The sequence below is a fragment of the Oculatella sp. LEGE 06141 genome (genome assembly GCF_015207605.1).
Taxonomy (GTDB): Bacteria; Cyanobacteriota; Cyanobacteriia; order Elainellales; family Elainellaceae; genus Oculatella.
In genome coordinates this window covers 56,385-81,342 of sequence record NZ_JADEWO010000001.1, presented here as the reverse complement: position 1 = coordinate 81,342, position 24,958 = coordinate 56,385, and the positions used below count along the sequence as shown (strand labels likewise).

Sequence of the window (24,958 nt, the reverse complement as noted above, 5' to 3'; positions counted from 1 at the left end):
AGAAGAAGGATAGCAACGAAGGTTGCTGGGGTGAGCGCTGAAGCGTAGCCTCTGTTTCTCCCTCCAAAGCGGTATTCACTGCTTTTTGCGACTAGTTGCACTCTCAAAATAGTTAGCCAGGTTGCTCGAACGGCGGCAAATACACCTGTTTGTTTACGGTTCACACCAATTCTATTAGACGGTGAAGTTTCTACACTGGAGTCAACGAGAGTCATTTGAAACCGTTTTGAGTGAAACAACACGCAACAATGAGTTTCTAACCCCCAATCTCATTCGCAATGCTAGCGCATTAATTCTGAGCCTTCTTTCATCTATGACCGTCCAACATCTGGTTCGGTAAATACCCCTTCATAGGAGGGGAGAAAGATACGCAGTATATAGATTGAGATTGAGTGATGTTCTAACGCGGTATGTATCAGTTCTGTGCTGGCTGCCGATGTGGAACGTTAGAGCGATTTGGAAGTTTTCCTGCCAACTGAGGGGCGTGCAAACCTCGAGCAGCCTGGCTGATGAGAGCCAGATTTTGTAGTAGAACCGGAGCAAGTAGGTAGTATGGCAAAAGTTGTTGGAATTGACTTAGGAACAACCAACTCATGCGTCGCAGTAATGGAGGGAGGAAAGCCTACTGTTATTGCTAATGCAGAGGGGTTCCGCACGACTCCCTCGGTTGTTGCCTATGCAAAAAACGGCGATCGCCTGGTTGGGCAGATCGCAAAGCGTCAGGCGGTGATGAACCCTGAGAATACGTTTTACTCGGTGAAACGATTCATCGGTCGCCGTCAAGACGAAGTAACGCACGAAACAACCGAAGTTTCTTATAAAGTCCTCAACGTCAACGGCAACGTCAAGATTGACTGTCCTTCCGTAGGCAAGCAGTTTGCACCGGAGGAAATTTCGGCGCAGGTGCTCCGCAAGCTAGTCGAGGATGCCAGTAAGTATCTGGGTGAAACTGTTACCCAGGCTGTTATTACGGTTCCTGCATACTTCAACGACTCGCAGCGGCAAGCGACCAAAGATGCCGGTAAGATCGCCGGAATTGAAGTACTGCGGATTATCAACGAGCCGACGGCTGCTTCTCTGGCCTACGGCCTTGATAAGAAAACCAACGAAACCGTCCTGGTATTTGACCTGGGTGGTGGTACGTTTGACGTATCCATCCTGGAAGTGGGTGACGGGGTGTTTGAAGTATTGGCAACCTCCGGTGACACTCACCTGGGTGGTGACGACTTCGACAAGAAGATCGTGGACTACCTGGCAGAGGAGTTTAGAAAGGCAGAGGGCATCGATCTGCGTAAGGATAAGCAGGCGTTGCAGCGTTTGACTGAAGCCGCTGAGAAAGCCAAGATTGAGCTATCTAGCGTCACTCAGGCAGAAGTAAACCTGCCGTTCATCACGGCTACCCAGGACGGCCCCAAGCACCTGGACACAACGCTGACCCGCGCTAAATTTGAGGAGCTTTGCTCTGATTTGATCGATCGCTCTCGTATCCCTGTCGAGAATGCTCTGCGCGATGCCAAGATTGATAAAAGCGCGATCGATGAAGTGGTATTGGTGGGTGGTTCAACCCGGATTCCTGCTGTAAAAGAATTGGTGAAGCGGGTTTTAGCTAAGGAACCCAACCAGACGGTTAACCCTGACGAAGTGGTTGCAGTCGGTGCCGCGATTCAGGCGGGTGTATTGGCAGGTGAAGTTAAAGATATCCTGCTGCTAGACGTAACGCCGCTATCGTTGGGGGTTGAGACACTGGGTGGTGTCATGACCAAGATTATTCCTCGCAACACCACCATCCCGACCAAGAAGTCAGAAGTGTTCTCAACGGCTGCGGATGGACAGACCAACGTTGAAATTCATGTCCTCCAGGGTGAGCGTGAAATGTCGGGCGATAACAAGAGCCTGGGAACCTTCCGTTTGGACGGTATTCCACCTGCTCCGCGTGGCGTTCCACAGATTGAAGTCACCTTCGATATTGATGCCAACGGTATTCTCAATGTTCGTGCTAAGGACAAAGGCACGGGTAAAGAGCAGTCGATTAGCATCACTGGCGCGTCCACTCTGCCTCAAGATGAGGTTGAGCGGATGGTGAATGAAGCGGAATCTAACGCCGCGAACGACCGTGAGCGTCGTGAACGGATTGACCTCAAAAACCAGGCCGATTCGTTGTCTTATCAAGCCGAGAAGCAGATGAGCGAACTTGGCGATAAGGTTCCTGCTGCCGACAAGAGCCGAGTTGACGGCTTAATTAAGGACTTACGCGAGTCCATCACCACGGAAGACTTTGACAAGATCAAAGCTCTTACCAGCGAATTGCAGCAAGCGCTTTATAGCATTAGCAGCAATCTCTATCAGCAGGGTGGTGGAGATGGCGGGCCGACTCCTCCAAGCGATGGGGCTGGTGGCGCAAGTGCTCCTTCCGATGGCGGTAGCGGTAGCGGTGGCGATGATGAAGTGATCGATGCTGAGTTCTCTGAAACCAAATAGAGACGTGGCTGATGGGGCATAGAATCGGTTCGTTAACCGATCGCCCCATCACTCAATAAAAATAAAAGCAGGGGATGTAGATTACATCCCCTGTTTTGTGTTCAATTTGAAGCGGATGAGCGTCGATCGCCAACTCCACACTCACCGTATCTATCAAGTGATATTCAACCTGAGGCTACTGGATTTGAATTCTGGCTAAAGCGGTTCCAGTGTAATAGTGATTGAGAATTTGCTGATAAGTGCTACCTTGCAGCGCCAACGTATAAGCGCCCCACTGACTCATTCCCAGGCCATGTCCATAACCGCTTCCTTCAAATAAAAAATCGGTGGGAACGGTAGGCCCTCCCCCTGTACTGGCAATTTGAGCCATACGAGGAGCAGAAATTCTAAATTTACTGCTTCTGAGTCCCAAGGCTCGACGAATTTCTTCACCCGTCATCACCCGTGTGCCAGCGTCTCCACGCACTTCCATCCTCACAATTCGTCCACTGGCGGTTTGGCTTTGGGGAACGATCGCAATGATGTTTCCTAACCCCGGTAAATTGTTTGATAACTCCGCTGCTGTGAAGTTCCTGCTCCACTGGCAAGCAGGAACGTCTGCATCATAGGCAGGAACCCCACGCAAATAGGGGAGAGGGTTTCTCCATACATCTTCTACGTTTTCGGTATGGCCGCCAGCGCACGCATGGAACACCGCATCAATAATGCGACCGCTGTAGGTTAACACCTGCCCCTTGGTTGCGTTGACTGCCATTTGCGTACTAACCGCTTCTTCCGACAACCCTCCATAGACTTGCCAGGATGTGGTGTCGCCGACATCAAACACTTCATTCGCGCTGGTTTGGCGCTGATGGAGTGCATAGGTGCGGGCAGCGACGGCCTGCGCTTTTAAGGCTTCAATCGGCCAGCTAGTGGGCACTTCAGCCCCAACGACGCTATAAAGATACTCTTCTAGATCGACATAGTTAACGGCAGTGAGTTCTTCCTGCCCGGTTGGGACGACTAAGGCTCGTCCGCGATACCATTTGTCGCCAATGTAAACATAGCCGCCGTCTGAGGGTTCGAGCCAAACCAATCCAGCGGGTTGCTGACTTTGCGCTGTGTTGACAATGACTCTACCCACATCAGCATCTAGAACAAATGCCTTTTGGGCGGGTAGCTCTGCTAAGACCTGCCCCGATTCGTTGCGCAAGATAGCGCCAGTTGAGCTGCCAACCGTGACTTGCTCAACCCCTCGCTCAACGGCAACTCGCATTTCAAGTTCTTCTTGGGCACGAGCCGGAGCGGTGCCAACGGTAAGCTCGGCGATCGCTACAAACCACAGCAACATCGCAGCCCACCACGATTTCTTCCCAAACCTGGCGAGTTTCATCCACGGTAACAGTTGGGACGCGGGGCGTAGTCCAGAGGTCATGTTTGCTTTCTCCTCACAGGGTCTAGAAAGGTGGACAGAAGGAAAGGGATCTCCTGGACAGAAGACAATTTTGAACGAAAAACTTAACTCTGCCCACTATAAGCCAATTTAATTTTGGAAGTATTAACTTGGTGTTTACATTAGTATTCACAATGCAGCAGTCTGCCTATCGATCTACACTCAGGCAGAGGTGGTTTCCCCTTCAGGTATTTATGGACTGTAGAATCTGGATGAAGGTTTCTTGCCGTTCCATACTGGTCGAACCTTGAGAACGGTGTCAAGTGAGTCAACTGCTCACGCCGAAGTCGGTTTGTGTAAAGATTAAGTGGAACGATGAGAGCTTAAGGTCAGGTTGGCTAAATTTTGCAAGTCACGTTTTTAGGAACCAGTTCGGGCGTACCAACGCGATCGCGCAACGTGTCTAGCCTGGCGTTGCGGTTGCCGCAACGAGCAGAGGTTTGGTTGTTCGACTGTGGGGAAGGGACTCAACACCAGATTTTGCGAAGCGACTTAAAAGTCAGCCAAATTACCCGCATCTTTGTGACGCACATGCACGGCGATCACGTTTATGGCTTGATGGGGTTGTTAGCCAGTTGCGGTCTGGCGGGTAATCCCAGTCGCATTGATGTGTATGGGCCACCGAAGCTTGAAGAGTACCTCAAAGCCTGCGGTCGCTATTCTCAGACGCATTTTTCCTATCCGGTCAAAGTTCATACGGTGCAGCCAGGTCTGGTGTTTGAAGACGATGAGTTTACAGTGAGTTGCAGCCCTTTAACGCATCGTGTGCCTGCATTTGGCTATCGCGTTGTTGAAAAAGACAAGCCAGGGCGATTTGATGTTGAGCGGGCGATCGCGCTGGGGATTCCGTCTGGGCCACTGTACGGCCAGTTGAAACGGGGTGAACGTGTTACCTTACCCAACGGGCGAGTGGTTAACGGTGCCGAGCTATGTGGGCCAACGCAGGTTGGGCGTAAGTTTGTCTACTGTACGGACACGATTTACTGTGACAATGCTGTTGAACTAGCGCAAGATGCCGATGCCTTGGTGCATGAGTCTACCTTCTCGCATCAGGATGCAGAGTTGGCCTATCAACGGTTGCATTCTACGTCAACTATGGCGGCACAGGTGGCGTTAGGGGCGCAAGCAAAGCGGCTGATACTGACTCACTTTAGCCCTCGTTATGCGCCCGGAAATGCGATCGTGCTAGAGGATTTGTTAACCGAAGCAAAGGCCATTTTTCCGAACACTATCATGGCACACGACTTTTTGACCTACGAAATCCCTCGACGGACGACGGAAGCGTTAACCTCCATTCGTTGACCTGTGGGCGATCGCTACAGCGGAATTGGCTTCCTCTCTGCGGGATGTAACTCGTTAATCTCCGTTACTGGTTGGGCACTTTATAGTGAAATGTGTCGATCCAGACTATGGCTCAAGCGATTGTCGTTACCCTTCTATTTTTTAGTGTTCTAACGTTTGGTATTGTTTGCATCGTTCTAAGAAGCCAAGCCTGTGTGCAGTCAAACAAACGGGTTTCTAACGTCTCTCAACGTGGTAATCGACAACTCACCGCGCTGCCATTAGCGTTACAAAGGTCTGTACATCCTCAAGTGCAGAATCGCCTGTTTCAATTGTTGAATGGCGATCGCAAAACGGCTGAGCGGCTGCTTGCTCATGCTCGACAGCACCATCCTGGACAGACTGAGCATTGGTACTGGGAGAAAGTAATGTTTGACCTGGAACGCGATCGCCACATCTAGGGCAGCAAGGATTACGCCTTGAGCAAATTGAACGGTCTGAGCGTTGATGTTCAAAGTGCTCCTCTCGGTGTGGGACAATCTCTAGAAAATCCCTTGTGTGGCAAATTGGAAGGTTGACTGTGGTTCAAACCCCCTTATCCCCCGTTGGCGAGCAAACACAAATCAACGATGATGCGCCCGTATCGTTCGCTGTTCAACTGCAAACGTTAGCCGATCGAATTATTGCTGGATACCGCATCAGTCGAGATGAGGCGATCGCGCTTACCCAGGTTGAAGGCGAAGCCCATATCTTGCAACTGTGCGAAGCTGCCGATCGCATTCGTCAGGCTTGTTGCGGCAACACGGTTGATCTATGCAGCATTATTAACGTCAAATCGGGCAACTGCTCCGAAAACTGTGGTTTCTGTTCTCAATCGGCGCATCATCCGGGAGATGCGTCTCCGACCTATGGGCTGAAAGCCGCAGACGAAATTTTAGCGCAGGCACGGGCGGCTGAAGCCGCTGGCGCAAAGCGGTTTTGTCTGGTGAGCCAGGGACGAGGCCCTAAATACAGCAGCCCGAAATCGGGTGAGTTTGAACAGATTTTAGCAACTGTCCGTCAAGTGATTGCGGAAACGAATATCAAGCCTTGTTGCGCGTTAGGCGAAATCACGCTTGAACAGGCAGCGGCGTTGCGTGAGGCTGGCGTAACCCGCTACAACCACAACCTAGAAGCGTCTGAGCAGTTTTATCCCAGTATCGTCACAACCCATAGCTGGCGCGATCGCGTTGAGACGGTCAAAAACCTGAAAGCATCGGGGATTCAGGCGTGTACAGGCGGCATTATTGGCATGGGCGAAAGCTGGGAAGACCGGGTTGATCTAGCATTGGCGCTGCGAGACCTGGCCGTTGAATCAGTACCGCTGAATTTGCTGAACCCCAGGGAAGGTACGCCATTGGGCGATCGCCCTAAGCTTAATCCCTACGAAGCCTTGAAAGCGATCGCCATCTTTCGCATCATCTTGCCTGAACAAATCATTCGTTACGCTGGCGGACGAGAAGCCGTCATGGGTGAATGGCAAGCCCTGGGTTTGAAGGCAGGCATCAACGCCATGCTGGTTGGTCACTATCTCACTACCCTGGGGCAGCCACCAGAACACGATCAAGCGATGCTGCACCAGCTTGGGTTGATCGGCGGCGAAGCTCCAATTCCGGGGCACTATCGTACCGAGCCTTAGTCCCCTTTTTACGTAAAAGATGAAGGATGAAACTCTCAATTGTTGAGTTATGGTGATAAGCTGAACTCTTTATTGCTTCCGGTTGGCACAGCTAAACGGTTCAATAGTTTGATTTCAACGTGCCAGCTCATTCTTTTACCCTTTAACCTCACGTGACTGTGTTTGCTCCCACGGAATTGTTGTGGGCACTGATCGGCCTTATCCTGACCATTGGTGGCACCCTGCTAGAGGCATTCATTACCAGCCCTCCCTGGAGTTGGGGCGGTGGTGGGATGCATGTCCTTTCACTGGGCGTCAGTTACCAAATTGGAGCTGTTTTGTTGGTGGGCTGCTTGGGGGGCAAAAATGCCGCAGCGATCTCTCAAATTGCCTACATACTGTTAGGGCTGGTTGGGTTCAACGTTTTTACTGAAGGGCACGGCATAGACTATATCTATCGCCCCAGCTTTGGCTACCTTTTAGGATTTATTCCGGGTGCCTGGGTCTGTGGGCTATTAGCATTTCGGGTTCCCACCCGGTTAGAATCGCTGGCCTTTAGCTGTGTCATGGGGCTGCTAACGATTCACTTGACCGGGTTGAGCTATTTGCTAATGATGTATTCATTCAACTGGGTGGATGTAACAGCCTCTCCTCTAGGGCAACTGATTGTTAGTTATTCTGTTGATCGTCTGCCCGGACAACTCGCCGTAGTTTGTGCTGTGGCTGTCTTGTCGTATGTCCTACGGCACCTCATGTTTTACTAACCTCGAACTATGACTACGATCCAATTCCGGGCTTGGGGTAGTGGGTATATTCAACCGTTACAGCTAGCCTCACTTGTCAGCGATGGATATTAAGAACCGATTATTTTGGGTGGCTGCTTTTGTAGGGGTCGTTCTCGACCAAATCACCAAGCAGTGGATTGTTCGTACCTTTGAGCTAACCGAGAGTCGCCCTATCTGGGACGGTGTGTTTCATTTTACCTATGTCACCAATACTGGTGCGGCCTTTAGCTTATTCAGCGAGAGCGGTACGTGGCTGCGCTGGCTATCACTGCTCGTTAGCGTTGGCTTAGTGTTGCTGGCCTGGGTTGGCCCTGCCATGAACCGCTGGGAACAGGCTGGATATGGCTTTATCCTGGCTGGGGCGTTGGGAAATGGAATCGATCGCTTCTTTGCAGGTGAGGTGGTCGATTTCCTCGATTTCCGGCTCATCCGGTTTCCGGTCTTCAACCTGGCGGATGTATTTATTAATGTTGGTATTGTTTGCTTGCTCATTGCTGCGTTTCATAAACCGCCGCAAGCGAAGGCAAATTCAAGATAATCAACCCGTTTCAATGACTTTACACGTCTCATTGCTGATGATCTTGTGAGAAGAGGCGTATCTAACTTCCCACTTATGTCATAATCTTTAACAGATATTTTAATCTTTGATGACATCAAGTCATTCTTCAGAATGAGTCCTGAAGCTACCGATCCTAAGAACACGCAAGCACCTTCTGAAGCTGATGCCCACGATCAGCTTGACCGTTTTGAATGCAATGCCTGTGGCTATGTGTATGAGCCGCTAAAAGGTGATGATAGAGCCAGCGTCCCTGCGGGTACTGCGTTTGAGTCGTTGTCTGATGATTGGCGCTGTCCGGTGTGTGGCGCTCGTAAACGCCAATTTAGCAATCTAGGGCCTGTAGGCAACCCGTCTGGATTTAAGGAGAACTTGGGGTATGGCTTTGGGGTCAACACGTTAACGCCAACCCAAAAGAACCTTCTCATTTTTGGTGCTCTGGCGCTGGGTTTCTTATTCTTCCTCAGTCTGTATGGTTTGCAATAGGGCAGATTAACTGCCAACTGCTTGATCTGCAACCAGAACTTAACTGATGGTGAGGACTGAGCCTGGTGAGGCAGAGTGAGTTTGACGCTCGTTATTTGAAATGCCTGAAGTCGCAGATTGAAATCCAATGCATTCTATTCTGAATCCTCTGAAACAAATTGTTATACTTCTGGCGGCTGTTTTACTTTGTAGCGGCTGTACCAAGGCTTACTTGCCCTCGATTGGGTACAATCCCTGGCAGCCGGTGACGCTGCCAACGGACGTAACGCTTTCGGATATTGCCTTTACAGATGACCCACAGCATGGCTGGCTGGTGGGTACAAAATCTGCGCTGCTAGAGACAACGGATGGCGGTGAATCATGGCAGTCTCGCACGCTTGACCTGGGGACTGAGCAGGGATACACGTTTACATCGGTTAGCTTCTCGGGCGATGAGGGCTGGGTGGCGGGTGAACCTAACGTTCTGCTGCACACGACAGACGGTGGCCAATCGTGGCTGCGGATTCCTCTGAGCGACAAACTGCCCGGTTCTCCGCGCATGATTACAGCGCTGGGGCCTCAGTCGGCTGAAATGACGACGGATATCGGCGCAATTTATCAAACGGCGGATGGTGGCAGTACCTGGAAGGCAATGGTGCAGGAGTCGCTGGGGGTGTTGCGTAACATCTCGCGATCGCCAGAGGGCAAATATGTGGCGGTATCATCCCGAGGGAACTTCTATTCCACATGGGAACCTGGACAGGTGGCGTGGGAACAGCACAATCGCACCAGTTCCCGCCGTTTGCAAAACATGGGCTTTGGCAAGAACGGTAAACTGTGGCTACTGGCACGGGGTGGCCTGTTGCAATTTACCAGTAATGTAGACGACTTGGAGAATTGGGAAGACCCAATCAACCCCGAGTTTGCAACGAGTTGGGGCCTATTGGATGTAGCCTACCGCACGCCCGATGAGATTTGGGTGGCAGGAGGCAGCGGCAATTTGCTCTGTAGCTTTGATGGCGGACAGACGTGGGAGAAAGATCGGGCTGTGGAGAACGTTCCTTCTAATTTGTACCGAATTGTGTTTGTAACGCCTGAGCAAGGCTTCATTTTGGGTCAACGAGGAACACTGCTGAAATATCAGAAAAATGTTGAGGCAGCGTAATGGATGATCTGAGTGGGGCGCAACTAGAAATAAGCTCACCATTCGGTCTAATAGGCATCCATTAAGTCTGTTGATCCATGTGGTTTTGCTTGTGACTATTTGCCCACTCTCGTATGATAGGAAACAAGGGCTTAGTTGTTTTATTGAGAGGATTCTAATGGCTGGTACTACAGGAGAGCGCCCGTTTTCAGACATTATTACAAGCGTGCGCTATTGGGTAATTCATAGCATCACCATCCCGGCGTTATTTATTGCGGGTTGGCTGTTTGTCAGCACAGGCTTGGCTTACGATGCGTTTGGAACGCCAAGACCTAACGAGTACTACACGCAAACCCGTGTAGAGTTGCCCATCGTGAGCGATCGATTTGAATCAAAAGACCAGATTCAAGAATTTTCTACAAAGTAGTTTCATCGGTAGCATATTAGCCGCTAAGTTATGACGAGCAATACACCAAATCAACCTGTTTCTTATCCAATTTTTACGGTCAGATGGCTGGCTGTTCACACCCTGGCTGTTCCCACGGTTTTCTTCTTGGGAGCGATCGCCTCAATGCAGTTTATTCAGCGTTAGGAGCAAAGATTGTGCCTACTAGAAGTTCTAACCCTAACAAGCAGCCTGTCGAGTTAAATCGGACATCACTCTACCTGGGTCTGTTGTTAGTTTTTGTTCTGGGTATCCTGTTTTCTAGCTACTTCTTCAACTAACTGAAACTGGACGTTGTAATGATGGCATCCACTCCTTGATTGGGGGTTTCCAACCTACCATTACTGCGGTTTAAGCTGGTTGCAGTTCACGTTGGCTTTTTCTGGTTAGCTAATAAAATTCGTTCGTTTGATTGTGTTAGGAGGCTAAAGCAATGTCTGGAACTGGCAGAATTCCTTTGTGGGTAGTAGCAACGATCGCTGGCCTGGGCGTAATTGCTGTATTGGGTCTTTTCTTTTACGGTGCCTATGCAGGCTTAGGTTCGTCGGTATAAGGCTCTAAGCTCAGATCAACCTGGCAGGATAAGACAAAGAGTCATATCAACATTCTTTTGGAATGGCTATTAAGGGTACAACCGTCGGTTGTGCCCTTTTTGCGTTGGGAATGTGTCTCGAACTTCGGAAGGCAAACGGCAAGCTGAACGGCAGATCTCTCCCAAAAGAAATAAAGGCCATCCAGTTACTGGATGACCTTCATAATGAAAAACTTAAGGATAGCCAACTAGAACGTGAGAGCTGACTGAACTTAGTTCAGGAAACTGCCAACATTCTCCAAAACGCCTGATCTGAAGATTTGTAGGATGATGTAGGCGAAGGCCGCTCCACCAATCCCACCCACTAAGAAACTCCCAGCAAACTCGCTCCACCCTTCCGAGTGGGACAGTGCCTCTGGTGGGTTAGGAGTCGTCACCGTCGCAATCGGTTTTGGAACGCCGACACTGCTGTACAACGACAGACAGAGTGTCAAAATGACAATCAGGATGACGGCTTCGATGAGACCAACGGTGTCAGAAATGGCGGAATTGCGAAACTGGCTGGTGTAGGCAAATGGGCCAAACAGCAAATAGCCATGAGCCATACCAATTTCTAATCCCCGCCGCTGGGGAGATAGGCCAGCCCGGTAAGCTGGCAGGTTGTTGATCAGTGCCTTGGTGAAGTCAGAGGAATTGATTGGGGTGGCCAAATTGCCAATCTGCGGATCTCCAGCCGGATGAACTACTTCTAGATTGGCGCGTGCCGGGGGTACATTTGTCATATTGGTTTATCTCTCAAAACGGTTATTTTTCAATGGCTCAACTTAAAGACCGCTGGGATCTTCACGCTCAATGTAGATGAACAACAAAGCCATTGTGACGGCAGGAAAGACCCAGCCAATTAGCGGAACAAAAATGGAAGGCAAATAAGAGGCTGCCATAATCAGGTTTCCTATGCGAGATTACAAGCGTTAGTGCCAAATTTACTGCGAATTGGGTTCAAATAATTGACTGCTAAGAATTTTTAACAAAGGTAGAGAAACGTACTGAGTTTAAACGTCTAGTTCATCAATGTCGTTTAACCCATCTGGCTCCAGCTTGGGCAGGTTGGGTGGAATCACCGGACGATCGAGATTGACCTTGTGGCTTTCGCGCTGTGTGGAGACATCAACCGCGATCGCCTCAAACTGTACTTCCAGGCAGCCATAGGGAACCGTCACTGGAATCTGGCTGAAAAGGTTGCCATCGCCGTCGGGCAGAAAGTCTACCAGCCAATGGGGGCCATCTAGCAGCGATCGCGTTTGGCGATCGTGCATCCACAGCTTGACATAGGTTTGCGATGCCGTTTCAGGTAGGGTAACCGTTACATAAATCGGGTTGCCTGCCGTTAGTTCTGCAAAATCAATTTCTAGATGCGGAGTCGGCACGGGAGCCTCGTCCTCTAGCCGCTGGGCAGACGTGGGAACCGAGTCCGTGCGATCGCCAACCGGGTTTGTTTGCGGGTCAATCTCATCATCAACCACAAACTCTTGTGCCACAAGGTCGGCTTCGGTTGAGCTGGAAACGTCTGGGCTGGTTCCCCCTGAAGTGAAATTATCGACGTATTCCAGAGGCTCTTCGGCTTTGGTAGTAGGGGGAGCGATATCAGCGTCTGGAGCCTCAAGGAATGGTGGGTTATCTGCCTCATCTTCAGCAGCGGCAGGTGCTTCACTCTCTAGCGGACGGAGCCAGTTGGACAATTCAGGATCGGTTGCTAAAGCGTTCAGCCTTCCCCAGAACTTATCCTGAAGTTTCAGTGCATTAAATGCTGCATCTTCTGGAGACGGCAGCGATGCGCGAACCGCAGATTGGCTGGCTGGAGCGTTGTGGTCGAAGGCTGTGATTGGGGGAAGTTCCTGGTTAGCAGCGTCGCCAGACACCGCAGCATCGCCCGATTCCAGGAATGGCTCGGCGGGTTGTTCTTGCTCTTCTACGCCCTCAGGTGTTAGAGAAGACAAGTCTGCTGTGGTCTCGGCTGCATCGACTGGGGATGCAGAATCGGGGCTGCTAGCAGTGCGACTGCTGCCAAAAACGGGTAGCTCTGGTGGTCTATTGGCTATTTTTTCGGCAGTAGGGCGACGAATCTGAGGCGGTAGCGGTTGCGTTGATGCCGAACGAAACTGAAGCTGGGGTTGCGGGGCAGACAGCAAATTGAGAAATTCTAAGCCCAGGCTAACTGACGGCACCCTGTCTTCCTCTGGGGCAACTGGCTCCGGTTCAGTGGCAACAAGGTCTGCTTCTTCGGCAAACTCATCTGCGATCGCCTCTAACAGTTCCTCTAAATCGGTAGTAACCGTAAACGACTGAGTCGCCAGCACGGGCAATTCGGCGGTGTTTGAGGCCAGGTCGTACAGGATGAGTTCACCCAGAGCCAGGTGCGTTTCGCGGTGGTCTGGCAGGGCGATCGTACATGAAAACGGCGTTGGCAGGCTCTGGCTCGGCAGTGCCTGCCTGACTTCGTTGAGAGTTTGTGCGGTTTGAGGATCGAGTAACCGTACTCGTAACTCAAGGGTGGTGTCGATTGTAGTGGTTTGTTCATCTAGGGCTTCCACCTGCCCCAAGATGGTGAACGGCTGCCCTCGGTGAGCCATATAGGTTTCTTGGTCAAGGATGAGCCGAAATCGATCGTTAGCCGCAGCGTCCTCTGGTTCTAAGCTCGGCGGTTCAGGCAAGGCATCTGGATCATCCAGCGGCAATTCGAGCGGGTCTAACTCGCCAAAGATCGAATCAACCATCTGTTCCGATGTTTCTTCGGCCATGTGAAACAGAGAAGACACATTGGCCAGGGTGGCTGACCGTATTAGCGGTTCTGGTATCGGCTCATCTTCTGGCGCAGTAGGAACATCTGCGTCTGTTTCTAACGGCTGCATGTCTGGCTCGGCTATTGGCTCAGGCCGCTCCGCCATTGGCGAAACGGGTGCGTTGCTCTCTCGATCTGAATCCGCAGGTCTATTTGCCGCTGCTGGGGAAACTGAGGGTGCAGCCAATGGAACGGTTTGATCTGGCTCTGGAGGCGATTCCGTAGGATTGGATAGCTCTGAAATGGACACAGGTAGAGCTACGCCGTCTCTAGAGGGAATCAAAGACGACTCGGACAGGGCTGATGCATCGTCCAACTCTGGCTCTGCACTACCGTCTTGCCAGGTTGTCTCCCATTCCTCTTCTCCGGCTTCCTGGGAAAGAACCTGGAGCTTGATGGTACGTTGCCATCCCTCGCCCATCATGTCTGACATCAAATCACCCGCACAGCGAAGTTCCCATAGGCCAGGTTGGAGCCGTGTAAAGGGGGTGACTACGAGCAAACCGTCTCGATTGGTTTTGCCAAAGCGTCGTTGCGTTCGGCGTTTGGGCGGAATTTCTGCGATCGCCTGGTGGCTGATGCGGATTTCTACAGCGGTGTTGATGCGGCTAGAGCGAGCGACAACTCGATACCGCCCCTCCAGAATTTCAACATCAGGGGGTTCAATGGGCAACCATGAGCGATCGCCCTCTTTCTGGATTAGAAATTCCCAGTACTCCATCTCAAACCTTTGATTAGCAGGGCGAGGAGCTAGTCTTTTCAGGGTTAGCGAGGGATGTAACCCCAGCATCAATCTACCCTGGCGATAACTCCTGATGTGGCTATATCTTGATTATTGAAGCACGGTTTTCAGCTTAGCCCACCACTTCGATGGGGAATTGCACTGGAAGAAAGTGGCCTCTGATTCACAAAAACGAAAGGCTACCGCAACCGCCGCCTCCAGAACCGAGGATTGGAGTGGTTTGATCCGATGACTAGCAAGCCGCTTCGACAAAGGCCGGGGTTTTCCCCGCGTGACGCTGTGCCGCTTGAAGAAATGTATCTACGTCTGCCTCTTTCGTATTGAAGGCCGTCACTAGCCGAATGGTCGTGGCGGATTCGTTTCCCCAGCGATAAAACTGGAAGCCGTCTGCCAGCAGACCTGAAATCATGGTTTCTGGCATTTGCACAAACAGCTCGTTGGCTTCTACGGGATAACAAATCGTGGCGGCTGGAATCGTATTTAAGCCAGCGGCTAGCTTTGATGCCATGCGATTCGCGTGTGCCGCGTTACTCAACCACACCTCATTAGTGAGGTATGCATTGAGCTGAGCTGACAAAAATCGCATCTTGGAAAACAGGTGCCCGCCCCGCTTCCGTCGATATTCAAAACTCTGAACCAACTCTTGATTAAAGAAGATCACCGCTTCGGCGGCCATTGCTCCGTTTTTGGTCGCTCCAAACGACAGCACATCGACTCCGGCTTGCCAGGTGATTTTGGCAGGAGAACACCCCAAATGAACCAGAGCATTGGCAAAGCGAGCGCCATCCATATGGAGACTTAACCCATAGTGGTGGGCGACTTGTGCGATCGCTTCCACTTCTTCAACGCGATACACGGTACCTGCTTCGGTCGCCTGAGTAATGCTAACCGCCGCTGGCTGTACATGATGGACAATCCCTTGCCCTGCCCCCGTCAGTACTGCTCCTAACTCTGCGGCTTGAATTTTGCCCCCATCGCCTGCGATCGTAACTAACTTTGCGCCCCCGGCATAAAACTCAGGCGCGCCGCATTCATCTACATTGATATGAGAATCGCTGTGGCAATAAATGGCTCCAAACGGTGGTGTGACCACGGAAAGCGCCAGTGCATTTGCTGCCGAACCCGTAGCCACCGGAAAAACAGCCACATCTTTTTCAAATATCTCTGCCAGTTGACCTTGAAGACGCTGAGTGTACTGATCTGCACCATAGGAAACGGCATCACCCTCGTTTGCCGCCACGATCGCAGCCATAATTTCTGGTGATACCCCGGTTACATTGTCACTAGAAAAATTCATGAGTCAGTCGGGAGGATGTAAACAGCATCAGGTGGTCTAGCCTGGAAACAATCCCTCAAATCCAGGCTCCTAACGGCAGAATCTAAAGTGTTTGAAAAGGGCTAATGCTCTCGAACCGCCCTCGTTGCTGACTTGCCGCCGCCAAGCCCCCAACATTGCAGAACTTCCGAGCCGATTCTGCTTCCAAGCCCCCGTTCGGCTGAGCGCTCACGTCGAAGCCAGAATCGGGGAGTTGAGGGGTGAATGCAGCACATTTGCTAGCTTTAAAACACCCTTTGAGAGATGGGATCAACTCAGGGAAGACAGGCTTCAGCCTGAGGCCGCTGCCATTTTCCATCATAGTGACGGCACCCTTTATTCAGGGGATGGCTCGGCGGTGGGGGCATCCGCTGCATCACTCGACGTAGCGGGTTCGTTGGTTCCCTCGATTACCGTAGGTGCGGCGGTTGGCGGTTCACCTGCTGCAATTTGATTGATCTGATCTCTAAAATCAGCGGGTGCCAGGGATGCGGCTGAGGCAAACAGCGGATCGGCCTCTGCGTCTTTTCCTTGCTTTTGTAGCACCATCGCCTTGCCAAGAACGGGGCGAAAATCTTGCTGAGCGCTGGCAATTACCTGGTCGTAAACCGCGATCGCCTCGTCATACCGCTCTTCTTCTGCATACACTCCTCCCAGCAGCACTCTAACCGTATTGACATCAACACTGTTGGGGGTGACTTGATTCGCTTCATCTGCCGTTTCAAGCGTGTCTTGCAGCAGCCCGATCGCTGCCTGGGGACGGTCTTGCTGGAGCATCAAGGTGACTAACCCTTGCAATGCCCTTGGATTACCGGGCTGAGTCGATAAGATAGTGCGATAGGCCTGTACGGCACCTTCGCGATCGCCCGTGCGCTGCCTGACTTGAGCCAGCAAAATGGCATAGTCTGGCTGGTCAGGATTAAGACCTGCCAGCTTTTCTAGCGGTGCTGTCACCCCCTGCAAATCGCCCAGTTCTAGACGGGCATCTAGCAACCCGCGCAGTGCGGTTTGGTTCTCTGGCTCTCGTTGCAATACGGCTTCATAACCGCGTGCCTGTGCTTCTAACTCTGCCTGCCGTGATGCCGGAGATGCACTGGGAGAAGCCGGTGTAGAACCCGCCAACCGTGAATTTTCTTGGAATGCTCCTAAAAACGGAAGAATGAGCAAGCCGACGAAGGCGAGCGTCGCAATGATCAAAATCGTATTGACAATCCAACGATTGCGTTTATCAAACACACAACTGTCCCAAACTCTAATGTCATTATCAACTCTACAAGTTGGAAGCTTCCACTCCTTCAGGATCTTTCAGCTATGATCGGGGATTTTAAAGTGGGGATGAAGTAGCTTCAACGCGTTGCCTGTACAGTCTTGAAGGCTTTGTAAATCAATCGTTAAAGATGGTCAAGATCGTTACACGATCGCCAGAATGTCTAAGAATCCTTACTTCGTGATGGCGACCCTGGCATTATGGTTCACAATTCAGGAGCAGGCTTGTGTGCCTAAACTTGATTCCATCGTCGAGGTGTGACGAACGCTCAACCAATGGCTAATGATTGATCTCCAATTTGTTTGGATTACGTTAACTTGCCGTAAAATCCCTGACGAGAGCGATCGCAGTTGTATAAACAAAAAGAATATCCAACCTGAGTAGTCCTCGTAACTTCCTCCGAGCCTATGGCTGAGTTGATTTAGCGTGAATGCTAACCTAGTGTTTAATTCTGCAATGACATGCCATTGCAGTGGTCAATAATGAGCGGATTGGTTTCCGCTGCAAGGAGGATTTATGAGTTCTGCTCAGAATCAACCCCCTCAGCCGCCCGAGTCGGCTTCGCCCACCAAAGCTCAACCTGACGCTCAGGAAAAGCTAAACTCTGAGCTTGTGCCCTCAGCAGAAACCGATATGGATCAGCATTCAGATTCCACCCTCTCAATGACCTCCCCCGCTTCTCCGCCTCCTTCTGACCCGATAATGTCATCTACACCTACTCAGCCCAATTCTGCCCCCGCTGAGTCTGCGTCTCCAGATGCTGCTACTACCGTAGACATCGCTGCTGACGAGCAGACTGCCATTCCACGCCAGCAACCGATTCCTCCAGCGAGTGAGCCGATGCAGTATCGCGCCATTGGGTTAACCCGTGGTGTTTATACGCCATCGGATGAACAGTTCACGCGGGGGACGATTCTGACCCAGGAGGGCGTTGTCATTAACGCTGTGTTGCTGGGTCGTGTTATGAGCTTAGTGAAAAAACATCTTGACCTGGCTGAACCGCACTTGTGGGTCGTGTATCCGCGTACCCGTGCCAATGTTGATGATCTGCATTTGCAAATCGTCGGGGTTTGGGAGCCTGAGAATTTAAACCGGACTTCGGCTCAATCTGATGAAGACTTGACAGAGGAAGAACTGGCTTCTGAGTTGGCCGAAACGGAAGCAGACACAGAAGCAGACATAGAAACAGACACAGAAGCAGACATAGATGACGACGAACCGTTTGTGGCTTTGGCTGAATCTGCTGAATCTGCTGAATCTGCTGAAGAATCCTCTGGTGAACCAGATAGCCCTGAGGCTGAGCCAGCGGTTGTTTCTGCGGAAACGAAGCCATCGATTGCGGCGGACGAAACCGAACCAGACGAAAATTATTTTTCGGTTCGGGGAGAAATCATTTTCCAGTCGATCGAGCAGGAACAGTTGCTAATTAAAATTCAGCAAGCGCCCCGGCGGCCAACCGAGAGTCCTAAAGCGTTTAAGCTGGCGCTAAAAGGTACGGTGCAGGGAAAAGCGGTGGGCTATTTCTGGGATCTCAACGTGCAACGACAAGACAACACCCTGGTTGTACAGGATGGCACCATGATTGCGGCGGTTCCGCCGAAGAAGCGGCAGTCTAAATTTGGTAACCGCAGAAGGCCAGGTGGTGGCGGTGGTGGCGGTAGAAGACCTGGGCCTCCTAACCGTCGGCAGGGAGATCGGCCAAGTCCTTCTCCACAGGCATCTCAACCGCGCCGCGAACCCCTGAGCAAGCCAATTAAACGCAAGGATAAGGAATCAACTTAGTCTATGGTGATTTGACTGCCCCAGCGGTCTTGTGCCAGGAATGCTCTGTCCATTGGGATCGAGGCGACGGGTTCAGTTAGGGTAAACTGTCCGGCCTCGATCCATTGTTTTAGCTCGATCGCTACTTGTTTCGACAGAAATAGACTGGCAAGAGGGGCGACCCGCACCGCTTTGCCATCAATGCGAACCCGTCCAGTTTTGAGTTGGGCGTAGCTGACTAACCCAAAGGTAGGCCGCACTCGTCGGGGAATGGAAAAATCAACCACCGGAGCCACCAAGTCCTGATCGGTGACGGCACATCGGGCGACGATTGCTTCATTCAAAACCGGTAACGGAATGCCAACGCCCAGCATTAGCGATGGGCCGTAGCTTTTGAAATAGCAGCCCCTAACCCAACGTGCATCCATTTGCTTTGCGTCTCCCACCAGGGCTAAAGTAGCGGCTGGCCCAATCGGCGTTCGGTTGGGTAAGCGTTTTTGCAAGGGAAAGTGTTGGGTTCCTTCCCAGGCGATGTAGCCAACGCCACCCCCCAGAAAAATCCGCGTGCCAATGCCTATCGTCTCCAGATCAGGATCGTTCATTAACGGAGAAAGCGCCCCTGGGTTGGAGTAGACCGCATTGCCCAGGCGGGGCTGAAGCGGCCCCAGGTAGGTAAAGAGAGGGCGATCGCCCCCATTCACGCCGACAATAAAGTTTTGGTAAAGATTGCGCGGATTGAACAAATAAAACTGGTTGATGGTGTCGCAGGTGATTGTGGTTTCAAAGGACGCACGCGAGTAACAGTCTGTAATGTGCCCCAGCGCCCGCAGGTGAACCTGTTTTCCAGCAATTAAATCGGCAATGACATGGCCTCCACCGCGATCGCGAAACTCTTCTGCATCGGGCACATCTCCGGCTCCGATGTATTCCGCCACCTGGGTTGCGCCCAGATACAAATCGACCGCACCGAAGCCAGAATAGGCTGAAACTCCATCCAGCCAACACTGACGGATTTTAATGGGTGGGTCGGTTTGTCCCAGGTTAATAATGGCTCCAGAAGACTCCATCGGCTCGAAGGTGCCCGTGGTGATGACATCAACCTCTTTGGCTACACGAGCTACACTCGACTCTTGAACGCGAGCTTTTACTTCCTCAACCGTCCAGACTACCGCCTTGCGCGCTTGAATTTTGTCGTTGATCTCGGCCAGAGTCCGCATGGGGGAATGTCCATTCCAATTCAGCTACGATGCCGCATCTACTCCCGCCGAAGCAGCGGGTTGACGAATTCGTTTAACCCTTCACCCACCAAAGAAAGCCCCACTACTAGCGAGGTTAAAGCTAGACCCGGAAACAGTGCTGTCCACCAAATGCCTGTGGGCAGCGCATCCAGCGCTTGCCGCAAATCCATGCCCCATTCGGGCGTTTGTTCGGGTAGACCCAACCCCAAAAAGCCCAAGCCCCCCAGCACCAGCACCGCATCTGCTGCGTTTAGGGTAAATAACACCGGAACACTCTGGATGACGTTGAGAAACAGGTAGCGGGATAGTACCGTCCAGGTTGATGCTCCCATTGCCTGTGCAGCTTCAATGAACAGCTCGGTTTTAACGCTGACCGTGTGGTTGCGAACCACTCGATAATATTGCGGTACATAGGCAATGCTAAGGGCGATCGCGGCATTCAGCACTCCTCGCCCCACCACAAACGCCAGCGTCACCGACAGCAGTAATCCTGGCAGCGTGTAGATCGTGTCCATCAAAAAGAGCAGGAGGCGATCGAGCCGTCCGCCCAGGTAGCCGCTGAGCATTCCCAGGGGCACGCCCACCACCAGGCTTAAGGCGGTTGCCAGAACCACGACTTGCAGCGCAGCACGGGTGCCAAACAGGGTACGGGAAAAAACATCGTAGCCCTGCCGACTGGTGCCAAACCAATGTGCGGCAGAGGGTGGTTCGTGAATGGGGTTTGTTAGCGTGGTCATTGGGTTTTGCAGCCATCCCCACGCTTGCAGGGTTGGGGCAAAAAGGGCAACCAGCACAAACAGCAGGGTGATCACGATTCCTACCCACATCATTTGAACGGAGAGGCTAAGTCGCTGGGATGAGCGGAGGCGAAGTAGCCAAATTTTGGTTGAGGCCATTGCAGGTTGGGGCGATCGAATAGAGCAAATTGTAGCGACCTATGGAGCGATCGTGCATGGCTCCGGCTGAATATTGGCCGAACCGAGGTTCTGTGGTGGAACGGTGGCGCGATCGCCAAGCATTAACGGCTAAACCCTAACGGTTGAGGCGTGGGTCGAGACTGTCGCGTAAACCATCGCCCAGCAGATTAAAGGCCAGCACAACCAGGGTAATCATTAAGCCGGGGAAGACGATCGTCCAGGGTGAGGATAGCGAGTAGCCGCTGCGGAATGAGTCCGACAGCATGGTGCCTAATTCTGGGGTTGGGGGTTGGGCACCTAAGCCCAAAAAACCGAGTCCAGCCGATTCCAGGGTGGCTGTTCCTAATGATAGGGTTGCTTGCACAATGAGGGGAGCCAGACTGGCGGGCAGGATGTGGTAAAAAATAATGCGTCCTGGTTTTGCGCCAAAGGCTCTCACGGTTTGAATAAACTCTTGCTCTCGCAACGATAGCACCATGCTGCGAGTGAGGCGAATGAAGATGGGAATTTGAATTACACCAACGGCAATAATAACGCTTTGTAAACTGGAACCTGCGACAGTGACCAGCGCGATCGCCAACAAAATGGGCGGAAAGGCCAGGAGAATGTCGGTCAACCAACCGATCAAAATATCGAGCCAGCCACGAAAGTAGCCAGCTACCAGTCCCAGTGATGTGCCCACAACTAGCCCTAACCCAACCGACACCAAGCTTACTACCAGCGAGATCCGGAGTCCGTAGATGATTAGCGTCAAGATGTCTCGCCCCAAACCGTCGGCACCAAGCAAGTGTTCTAGCCCTGGTGGGGCGAGTCGTGAGCTAAAATCCCTGGCAGTTGCGGCATTGTATGGGCGAATCAGTGGCGCTAGAAGGGCAAGCAATCCTAAGGCAACGCTTAAAAAGAGACCAATTTTGCCAGACAGCGATTTGAGAAACTGTTGATATACGCGGCGCAACGTGGTGGCTTGTGCCTGGCCTTGAATTGTTTTCTCAGGGGAAAGAGAATCCATCTTGATCTAAGGACTTGGGGTGACTGTAGGAATAGAGACAAGGGTCAATGTTGACGAGCAACCTATTTGTATTGAATTCTGGGGTCAAACAAGGCGTAGGAAATATCGACCAGCAAGTTAATCAACACAAAGGTGACAGACACAAAAAATACACCGCCTTGAACCACCGGATAGTCTCGCTCTAGGATGCCCTTGTAAACCCAGGAGCCAATTCCAGGCCACGAAAAAATGATTTCGGTTAAGATAGCGCTGCTTAAAAGCGCGCCAAATTGCAGACCAATGATGGTAATAACCGGAAGCAGCGCATTTTTGAGCGCATGTTTGAGTACAACCCATCGCTCTAGCAGCCCTTTGGCTCTGGCCGTGCGAATGTAGTCTTGCGACAATACCTCTAGCATGGCGCTACGGGTGAGACGAGCCACGATCGCCAACGGAATGGTACCCAGAGCGATCGCTGGCAAGACCAGATGCGCCAACACATCTATCAGTGCTGTGAAATTTAGCTGCAATATGGCATCCAGCACATACAGACCTGTGAATGTCTGAAAATTTGACCCAACGCTGATGCCCAACCGTCCGCTGGGCGGCAGCCATCCCAGGTTGACGGCAAACAGGTAAATAAGCAGCAACCCTAACCAGTAAACGGGCATCGAGACACCGATTAACGATCCGGTCATGGCAAGATTATCGACCCATTTATCTTTGCGGACGGCAGCAATTACTCCGGCAGGAATGCCAACCACGATGGCAAACAGCAGCGCTGCGGTTGCTAGCTCAAAGCTGGCAGCCCAGCGTCGGCCAATTTCAGCCACGATTGGAATGCCGGTGACGATGCTGTAGCCAAAATCCAGCCGCAGTAGATTTCCTAGAAAGGAAAGGTATTGCAACGGCAGCGGTTCGTTTAGCCCCATCTGTTCGCGGAATGCGTCTAGTTGAGCGGGGGTCGCTCTTTCTCCCATCAAAGCAACGGCAGGATCGCCAGGAATCAAGCGGAGCAAAACGAAAATCAGCAGCGTAATGCCCAAAAGGACGGGTAGCAGACCCAGCAACCGTTGGAATATATATCGAATCATGGCACTAAGAACGGACGAGATATGGAAAAAGGGACGCAGGAGCGCGAATCGCCCAGACAAGGTTGTGCCGCGATCGCCCGGAACTGGCTTAAGTAGCCGTTCGCTGTGGTCTTGCCATTGGGTTGATTCCCCGTTTTAAGTTAGTGGCGCGACATGAAATTGATGGAATCAGAACGTTTTGCCAGCGCAAGAGGACGTTTGAAACATCCTCTTTATTTCTCTTCGTTCTCCTCAATCTTTGCTAATCAGGTTGAACGGCTCAGACCCTAAGGGGCTAGGCTGCCAACCGCTGATGTTGGTGCGCTGAGCCAGCAGTGGCTGGGAATGGACAATAGGAATCCGGACGACTTCGTCGTAGAGGATTTTATCGACCTCAGCGTACATGGTTTCTCGCTCGCCCTGGTCATCTGTTGCCCGCGCCTCGTTGAGCAGTTGAATGACGCGATCGTTCTTCCAATTGCCCAGGTCAGAGGTTCCACCGGGGCCAAAGTGGTAGTAATAGAAGTTGTCTGGATCGCCGTAGTCCCCTGTCCAACCCAGCATGAAGGATTGGTATCCCGGCGCTTTCTTACTGTCTTCGATGTAAGTAGCCCAGTCCTTCGTGTTGAAGGTGATGGTGATGCCGATTTCGCTCAAATCAGCCGCAAATGCTTCAGCGATCGGCTTTGGCGTTGGGAAATACGGGCGAGAAACAGGCATGTACCACAGCTCTAGCGGGAACCCGTTGGCGTATCCAGCTTCGGCTAGAAGCTGTTTGGCTTCGTCTGGGTTGTATTCGTAAGCGCTCAAGCTTTTGTCGTTAAAGTTGTCCATTGACGGTGGCAGGAAGTGAGGGTCGGTTTGCCCCAGGTCGCCCCAAAATGCCTCGACAATCTCTTCCCGGTTGATCGCTAGCGCGATCGCTCGCCGCACCCGCGCATCTGCTAGCGGCTCATAGCTGGTGTTTAAGGCAAAATAGCCCACATTCAGCGACTCGCGTAAAACCGGTTCCAGGTTAGAGTCACTTCTGATTTCAGGCATTTGGTCGGGCGCTAGCTCCACCGTAAAGTCGATCGCCCCTGCCCTCAGCTCTGCTAATCGAGCAGAAGGGTCGGTGATAAACCGAACGACCAACTGCTCTTCCTGGGGCGCTTCACCCCAATAGTCTGGATTGGCGGCCAGGATGATGCGATCGCCTGATCGCCATTCTTGAAGCGTGTAAGGCCCGGTGCCCACAGCGGTCGATCCGGCAGTGCCATACGCCGTTCCGGCTTCTTCGATCGCCGCAGGGCTAGCAATGCCAAAATAACCGGAACCAATTGCTGCCGGAAACGCGGCAAACGGCTGGTTTAGCACAAATTCGATCGTTGTGTCATCCACTGCGTTTACGGCCTGCACTGTGGAAGCCTCGTCTCCTTTGAAGCCACCAAACAGCCCCGGCCAAATTTCATACCCCCGGCCAGCATCCCGATATCCGGTTGGGCTAGCGGGGTCCCACCAGCGTTCAACGTTGGTTTTAACCGCTTCAGCATTGAACGGGGTGCCGTCGTGAAAGGTGACTCCCTCTCGCAATGTAAATGTCCAGGTTAAGCCATCGTCAGAGGCCGACCACTCGGTAGCTAACCCTGGCTCTAGTTCTGTGGTGCCCGGTTGGAAGTTAATCAGGCGATCGTAAATTTGCTCATGGACATAAATTGAGTTGTTATCGGTGATGTTTCCGGGTTCAAGGTTGGCCGGTTCACCCCCCAACCCAAACACTAAAGCGGTTTGCTCGCCGGAGGCTGGACTGTTGGCCTGAGGAGAATTGGTTGCGTTGGGCGATCGACCGCAGTTTGAGAGGACTACGGTGAGCGCAAAAGCCATGCCCAGCAGCACAGGTCGCCATCGTCGCCATCGCTGCCATTCTGTAATCATGGTGTCCTCACTCTAAACGTGCTTAAAAATTTGATATGGGAGTTAAATTTACAACAGCTCATCCTAGAAGGACACAGCAGACACAAACTGTATCAGTTGTGATAATCGCAGCAGACCCGATTGCCTATA

24 protein-coding genes are annotated in these 24,958 nt (G+C 51.9%); 13 read left to right on the top strand and 11 right to left on the bottom strand.

Annotated elements, in window-relative coordinates:
- Nucleotides 1-552 precede the first annotated feature (552 nt).
- Complete coding sequence (gene dnaK, locus IQ268_RS00365; protein WP_193874383.1) at nucleotides 553-2,478, top strand: molecular chaperone DnaK; 1,926 nt, start codon at nucleotides 553-555, stop codon at nucleotides 2,476-2,478.
- A gap of 175 nt (nucleotides 2,479-2,653) precedes the next feature.
- Here dnaK and IQ268_RS00360 read toward each other — a convergent pair whose 3' ends face one another.
- Nucleotides 2,654-3,892, bottom strand: a complete 1,239-nt coding sequence (locus tag IQ268_RS00360) for a SpoIID/LytB domain-containing protein (RefSeq protein WP_193874381.1) — start codon at nucleotides 3,890-3,892, stop codon at nucleotides 2,654-2,656.
- A 363-nt stretch (nucleotides 3,893-4,255) separates the two neighbouring features.
- On the opposite strand from IQ268_RS00360, the gene IQ268_RS00355 reads away from it, so the two are divergent.
- The 11 genes from IQ268_RS00355 to IQ268_RS00305 all read left to right on the top strand — a co-directional run bounded on the left by IQ268_RS00355 (nucleotide 4,256) and on the right by IQ268_RS00305 (nucleotide 10,796).
- The gene (locus IQ268_RS00355; protein WP_193874379.1) at nucleotides 4,256-5,212 is read left to right on the top strand and encodes a ribonuclease Z; all 957 of its coding nucleotides are present in this window, start codon (nucleotides 4,256-4,258) and stop codon (nucleotides 5,210-5,212) included.
- A 107-nt stretch (nucleotides 5,213-5,319) separates the two neighbouring features.
- Nucleotides 5,320-5,652, top strand: coding sequence for a hypothetical protein (locus IQ268_RS00350; RefSeq protein WP_193874377.1), 333 nt, complete (start codon nucleotides 5,320-5,322; stop codon nucleotides 5,650-5,652).
- 119 nt (nucleotides 5,653-5,771) lie between these two features.
- Nucleotides 5,772-6,869, top strand: coding sequence for a biotin synthase BioB (gene bioB / locus IQ268_RS00345; protein WP_193874375.1), 1,098 nt, complete (start codon nucleotides 5,772-5,774; stop codon nucleotides 6,867-6,869).
- 158 nt (nucleotides 6,870-7,027) lie between these two features.
- On the top strand, nucleotides 7,028-7,612 hold the full coding sequence (locus IQ268_RS00340; protein WP_193874373.1) for a biotin transporter BioY: 585 nt from the start codon (nucleotides 7,028-7,030) through the stop codon (nucleotides 7,610-7,612).
- Nucleotides 7,613-7,694: 82 nt separating this feature from the next.
- Nucleotides 7,695-8,171 carry a signal peptidase II gene (gene lspA / locus IQ268_RS00335; RefSeq protein WP_193874371.1) on the top strand — a complete coding sequence of 159 codons (477 nt, stop codon included), beginning with the start codon at nucleotides 7,695-7,697 and terminating at the stop codon, nucleotides 8,169-8,171.
- 132 nt (nucleotides 8,172-8,303) lie between these two features.
- On the top strand, nucleotides 8,304-8,675 hold the full coding sequence (locus tag IQ268_RS00330) for a rubredoxin (protein WP_193874369.1): 372 nt from the start codon (nucleotides 8,304-8,306) through the stop codon (nucleotides 8,673-8,675).
- A 127-nt stretch (nucleotides 8,676-8,802) separates the two neighbouring features.
- A complete protein-coding gene (locus IQ268_RS00325) occupies nucleotides 8,803-9,819 on the top strand; it encodes a photosynthesis system II assembly factor Ycf48 (protein ID WP_193874367.1) in 1,017 nt (338 codons plus the stop codon).
- Between the two features lie 157 nt (nucleotides 9,820-9,976).
- Nucleotides 9,977-10,225 (top strand): cytochrome b559 subunit alpha, encoded by a 249-nt coding sequence (gene psbE / locus IQ268_RS00320; RefSeq protein ID WP_193874365.1) that lies wholly within the window; start codon nucleotides 9,977-9,979, stop codon nucleotides 10,223-10,225.
- Between the two features lie 30 nt (nucleotides 10,226-10,255).
- Nucleotides 10,256-10,390: a cytochrome b559 subunit beta gene (gene psbF, locus IQ268_RS00315; protein WP_192220318.1), complete on the top strand. Its 135-nt coding sequence runs from the start codon at nucleotides 10,256-10,258 to the stop codon at nucleotides 10,388-10,390.
- Nucleotides 10,391-10,401: 11 nt separating this feature from the next.
- A complete protein-coding gene (locus IQ268_RS00310; protein WP_015150283.1) occupies nucleotides 10,402-10,524 on the top strand; it encodes a photosystem II reaction center protein L in 123 nt (40 codons plus the stop codon).
- A 152-nt stretch (nucleotides 10,525-10,676) separates the two neighbouring features.
- A complete protein-coding gene (locus IQ268_RS00305; protein WP_193874363.1) occupies nucleotides 10,677-10,796 on the top strand; it encodes a photosystem II reaction center protein J in 120 nt (39 codons plus the stop codon).
- A gap of 251 nt (nucleotides 10,797-11,047) precedes the next feature.
- On the opposite strand, the gene IQ268_RS00300 is transcribed toward IQ268_RS00305, so the two are convergent.
- The 5 genes from IQ268_RS00300 to IQ268_RS00280 form a co-directional block, all read right to left on the bottom strand.
- Nucleotides 11,048-11,557, bottom strand: a complete 510-nt coding sequence (locus IQ268_RS00300) for a photosystem I reaction center subunit XI (RefSeq protein ID WP_193874361.1) — start codon at nucleotides 11,555-11,557, stop codon at nucleotides 11,048-11,050.
- A 42-nt stretch (nucleotides 11,558-11,599) separates the two neighbouring features.
- Nucleotides 11,600-11,716: a photosystem I reaction center subunit VIII gene (psaI, locus tag IQ268_RS00295; protein WP_193874359.1), complete on the bottom strand. Its 117-nt coding sequence runs from the start codon at nucleotides 11,714-11,716 to the stop codon at nucleotides 11,600-11,602.
- Nucleotides 11,717-11,827: 111 nt separating this feature from the next.
- Complete coding sequence (locus IQ268_RS00290; protein ID WP_193874357.1) at nucleotides 11,828-14,335, bottom strand: hypothetical protein; 2,508 nt, start codon at nucleotides 14,333-14,335, stop codon at nucleotides 11,828-11,830.
- A gap of 253 nt (nucleotides 14,336-14,588) precedes the next feature.
- Nucleotides 14,589-15,653, bottom strand: a complete 1,065-nt coding sequence (locus IQ268_RS00285; protein ID WP_193874355.1) for a low specificity L-threonine aldolase — start codon at nucleotides 15,651-15,653, stop codon at nucleotides 14,589-14,591.
- Nucleotides 15,654-16,007: 354 nt separating this feature from the next.
- Nucleotides 16,008-16,907, bottom strand: a complete 900-nt coding sequence (locus tag IQ268_RS00280) for a tetratricopeptide repeat protein (protein WP_193874353.1) — start codon at nucleotides 16,905-16,907, stop codon at nucleotides 16,008-16,010.
- Nucleotides 16,908-17,454: 547 nt separating this feature from the next.
- Between IQ268_RS00280 and IQ268_RS31995 the strand changes: the two genes are divergently transcribed.
- Nucleotides 17,455-18,720 carry a hypothetical protein gene (locus IQ268_RS31995; protein WP_228034959.1) on the top strand — a complete coding sequence of 422 codons (1,266 nt, stop codon included), beginning with the start codon at nucleotides 17,455-17,457 and terminating at the stop codon, nucleotides 18,718-18,720.
- Here IQ268_RS31995 and IQ268_RS00270 read toward each other — a convergent pair.
- From IQ268_RS00270 to IQ268_RS00250, 5 genes are all read right to left on the bottom strand, one after another.
- Complete coding sequence (locus IQ268_RS00270) at nucleotides 18,717-19,916, bottom strand: homocysteine biosynthesis protein (protein ID WP_193874351.1); 1,200 nt, start codon at nucleotides 19,914-19,916, stop codon at nucleotides 18,717-18,719. The genes IQ268_RS31995 and IQ268_RS00270 overlap by 4 nt on opposite strands.
- A 38-nt stretch (nucleotides 19,917-19,954) precedes the next feature.
- On the bottom strand, nucleotides 19,955-20,833 hold the full coding sequence (locus IQ268_RS00265) for an ABC transporter permease (RefSeq protein WP_193874349.1): 879 nt from the start codon (nucleotides 20,831-20,833) through the stop codon (nucleotides 19,955-19,957).
- Between the two features lie 136 nt (nucleotides 20,834-20,969).
- A complete protein-coding gene (locus IQ268_RS00260) occupies nucleotides 20,970-21,863 on the bottom strand; it encodes an ABC transporter permease (RefSeq protein WP_193874347.1) in 894 nt (297 codons plus the stop codon).
- Nucleotides 21,864-21,925: 62 nt separating this feature from the next.
- The gene (locus IQ268_RS00255) at nucleotides 21,926-22,936 is read right to left on the bottom strand and encodes an ABC transporter permease (RefSeq protein WP_193874345.1); all 1,011 of its coding nucleotides are present in this window, start codon (nucleotides 22,934-22,936) and stop codon (nucleotides 21,926-21,928) included.
- 231 nt (nucleotides 22,937-23,167) lie between these two features.
- Entirely contained in the window at nucleotides 23,168-24,829 is a 1,662-nt protein-coding gene (locus IQ268_RS00250) for an ABC transporter substrate-binding protein (RefSeq protein ID WP_193874343.1), read from the bottom strand.
- Nucleotides 24,830-24,958: the final 129 nt, after the last annotated feature.

Bases quoted from the DNA above. Each gene is read 5' to 3' on its own strand.
- dnaK (WP_193874383.1), top strand. From the start codon at position 553: ATGGCAAAAGTTGTTGGAATTGACTTAGGAACAACCAACTCATGCGTC.
- IQ268_RS00360 (WP_193874381.1), bottom strand. From the start codon at position 3,892: ATGACCTCTGGACTACGCCCCGCGTCCCAACTGTTACCGTGGATGAAA.
- IQ268_RS00350 (WP_193874377.1), top strand. From the start codon at position 5,320: ATGGCTCAAGCGATTGTCGTTACCCTTCTATTTTTTAGTGTTCTAACG.
- lspA (WP_193874371.1), top strand. From the start codon at position 7,695: ATGGATATTAAGAACCGATTATTTTGGGTGGCTGCTTTTGTAGGGGTC.
- IQ268_RS00330 (WP_193874369.1), top strand. From the start codon at position 8,304: ATGAGTCCTGAAGCTACCGATCCTAAGAACACGCAAGCACCTTCTGAA.
- IQ268_RS00325 (WP_193874367.1), top strand. From the start codon at position 8,803: ATGCATTCTATTCTGAATCCTCTGAAACAAATTGTTATACTTCTGGCG.
- psbE (WP_193874365.1), top strand. From the start codon at position 9,977: ATGGCTGGTACTACAGGAGAGCGCCCGTTTTCAGACATTATTACAAGC.
- psbF (WP_192220318.1), top strand. From the start codon at position 10,256: ATGACGAGCAATACACCAAATCAACCTGTTTCTTATCCAATTTTTACG.
- IQ268_RS00305 (WP_193874363.1), top strand. From the start codon at position 10,677: ATGTCTGGAACTGGCAGAATTCCTTTGTGGGTAGTAGCAACGATCGCT.
- IQ268_RS00300 (WP_193874361.1), bottom strand. From the start codon at position 11,557: ATGACAAATGTACCCCCGGCACGCGCCAATCTAGAAGTAGTTCATCCG.
- psaI (WP_193874359.1), bottom strand. From the start codon at position 11,716: ATGGCAGCCTCTTATTTGCCTTCCATTTTTGTTCCGCTAATTGGCTGG.
- IQ268_RS00290 (WP_193874357.1), bottom strand. From the start codon at position 14,335: ATGGAGTACTGGGAATTTCTAATCCAGAAAGAGGGCGATCGCTCATGG.
- IQ268_RS00285 (WP_193874355.1), bottom strand. From the start codon at position 15,653: ATGAATTTTTCTAGTGACAATGTAACCGGGGTATCACCAGAAATTATG.
- IQ268_RS31995 (WP_228034959.1), top strand. From the start codon at position 17,455: ATGAGTTCTGCTCAGAATCAACCCCCTCAGCCGCCCGAGTCGGCTTCG.
- IQ268_RS00270 (WP_193874351.1), bottom strand. From the start codon at position 19,916: ATGCGGACTCTGGCCGAGATCAACGACAAAATTCAAGCGCGCAAGGCG.
- IQ268_RS00265 (WP_193874349.1), bottom strand. From the start codon at position 20,833: ATGGCCTCAACCAAAATTTGGCTACTTCGCCTCCGCTCATCCCAGCGA.
- IQ268_RS00260 (WP_193874347.1), bottom strand. From the start codon at position 21,863: ATGGATTCTCTTTCCCCTGAGAAAACAATTCAAGGCCAGGCACAAGCC.
- IQ268_RS00255 (WP_193874345.1), bottom strand. From the start codon at position 22,936: ATGATTCGATATATATTCCAACGGTTGCTGGGTCTGCTACCCGTCCTT.
- IQ268_RS00250 (WP_193874343.1), bottom strand. From the start codon at position 24,829: ATGATTACAGAATGGCAGCGATGGCGACGATGGCGACCTGTGCTGCTG.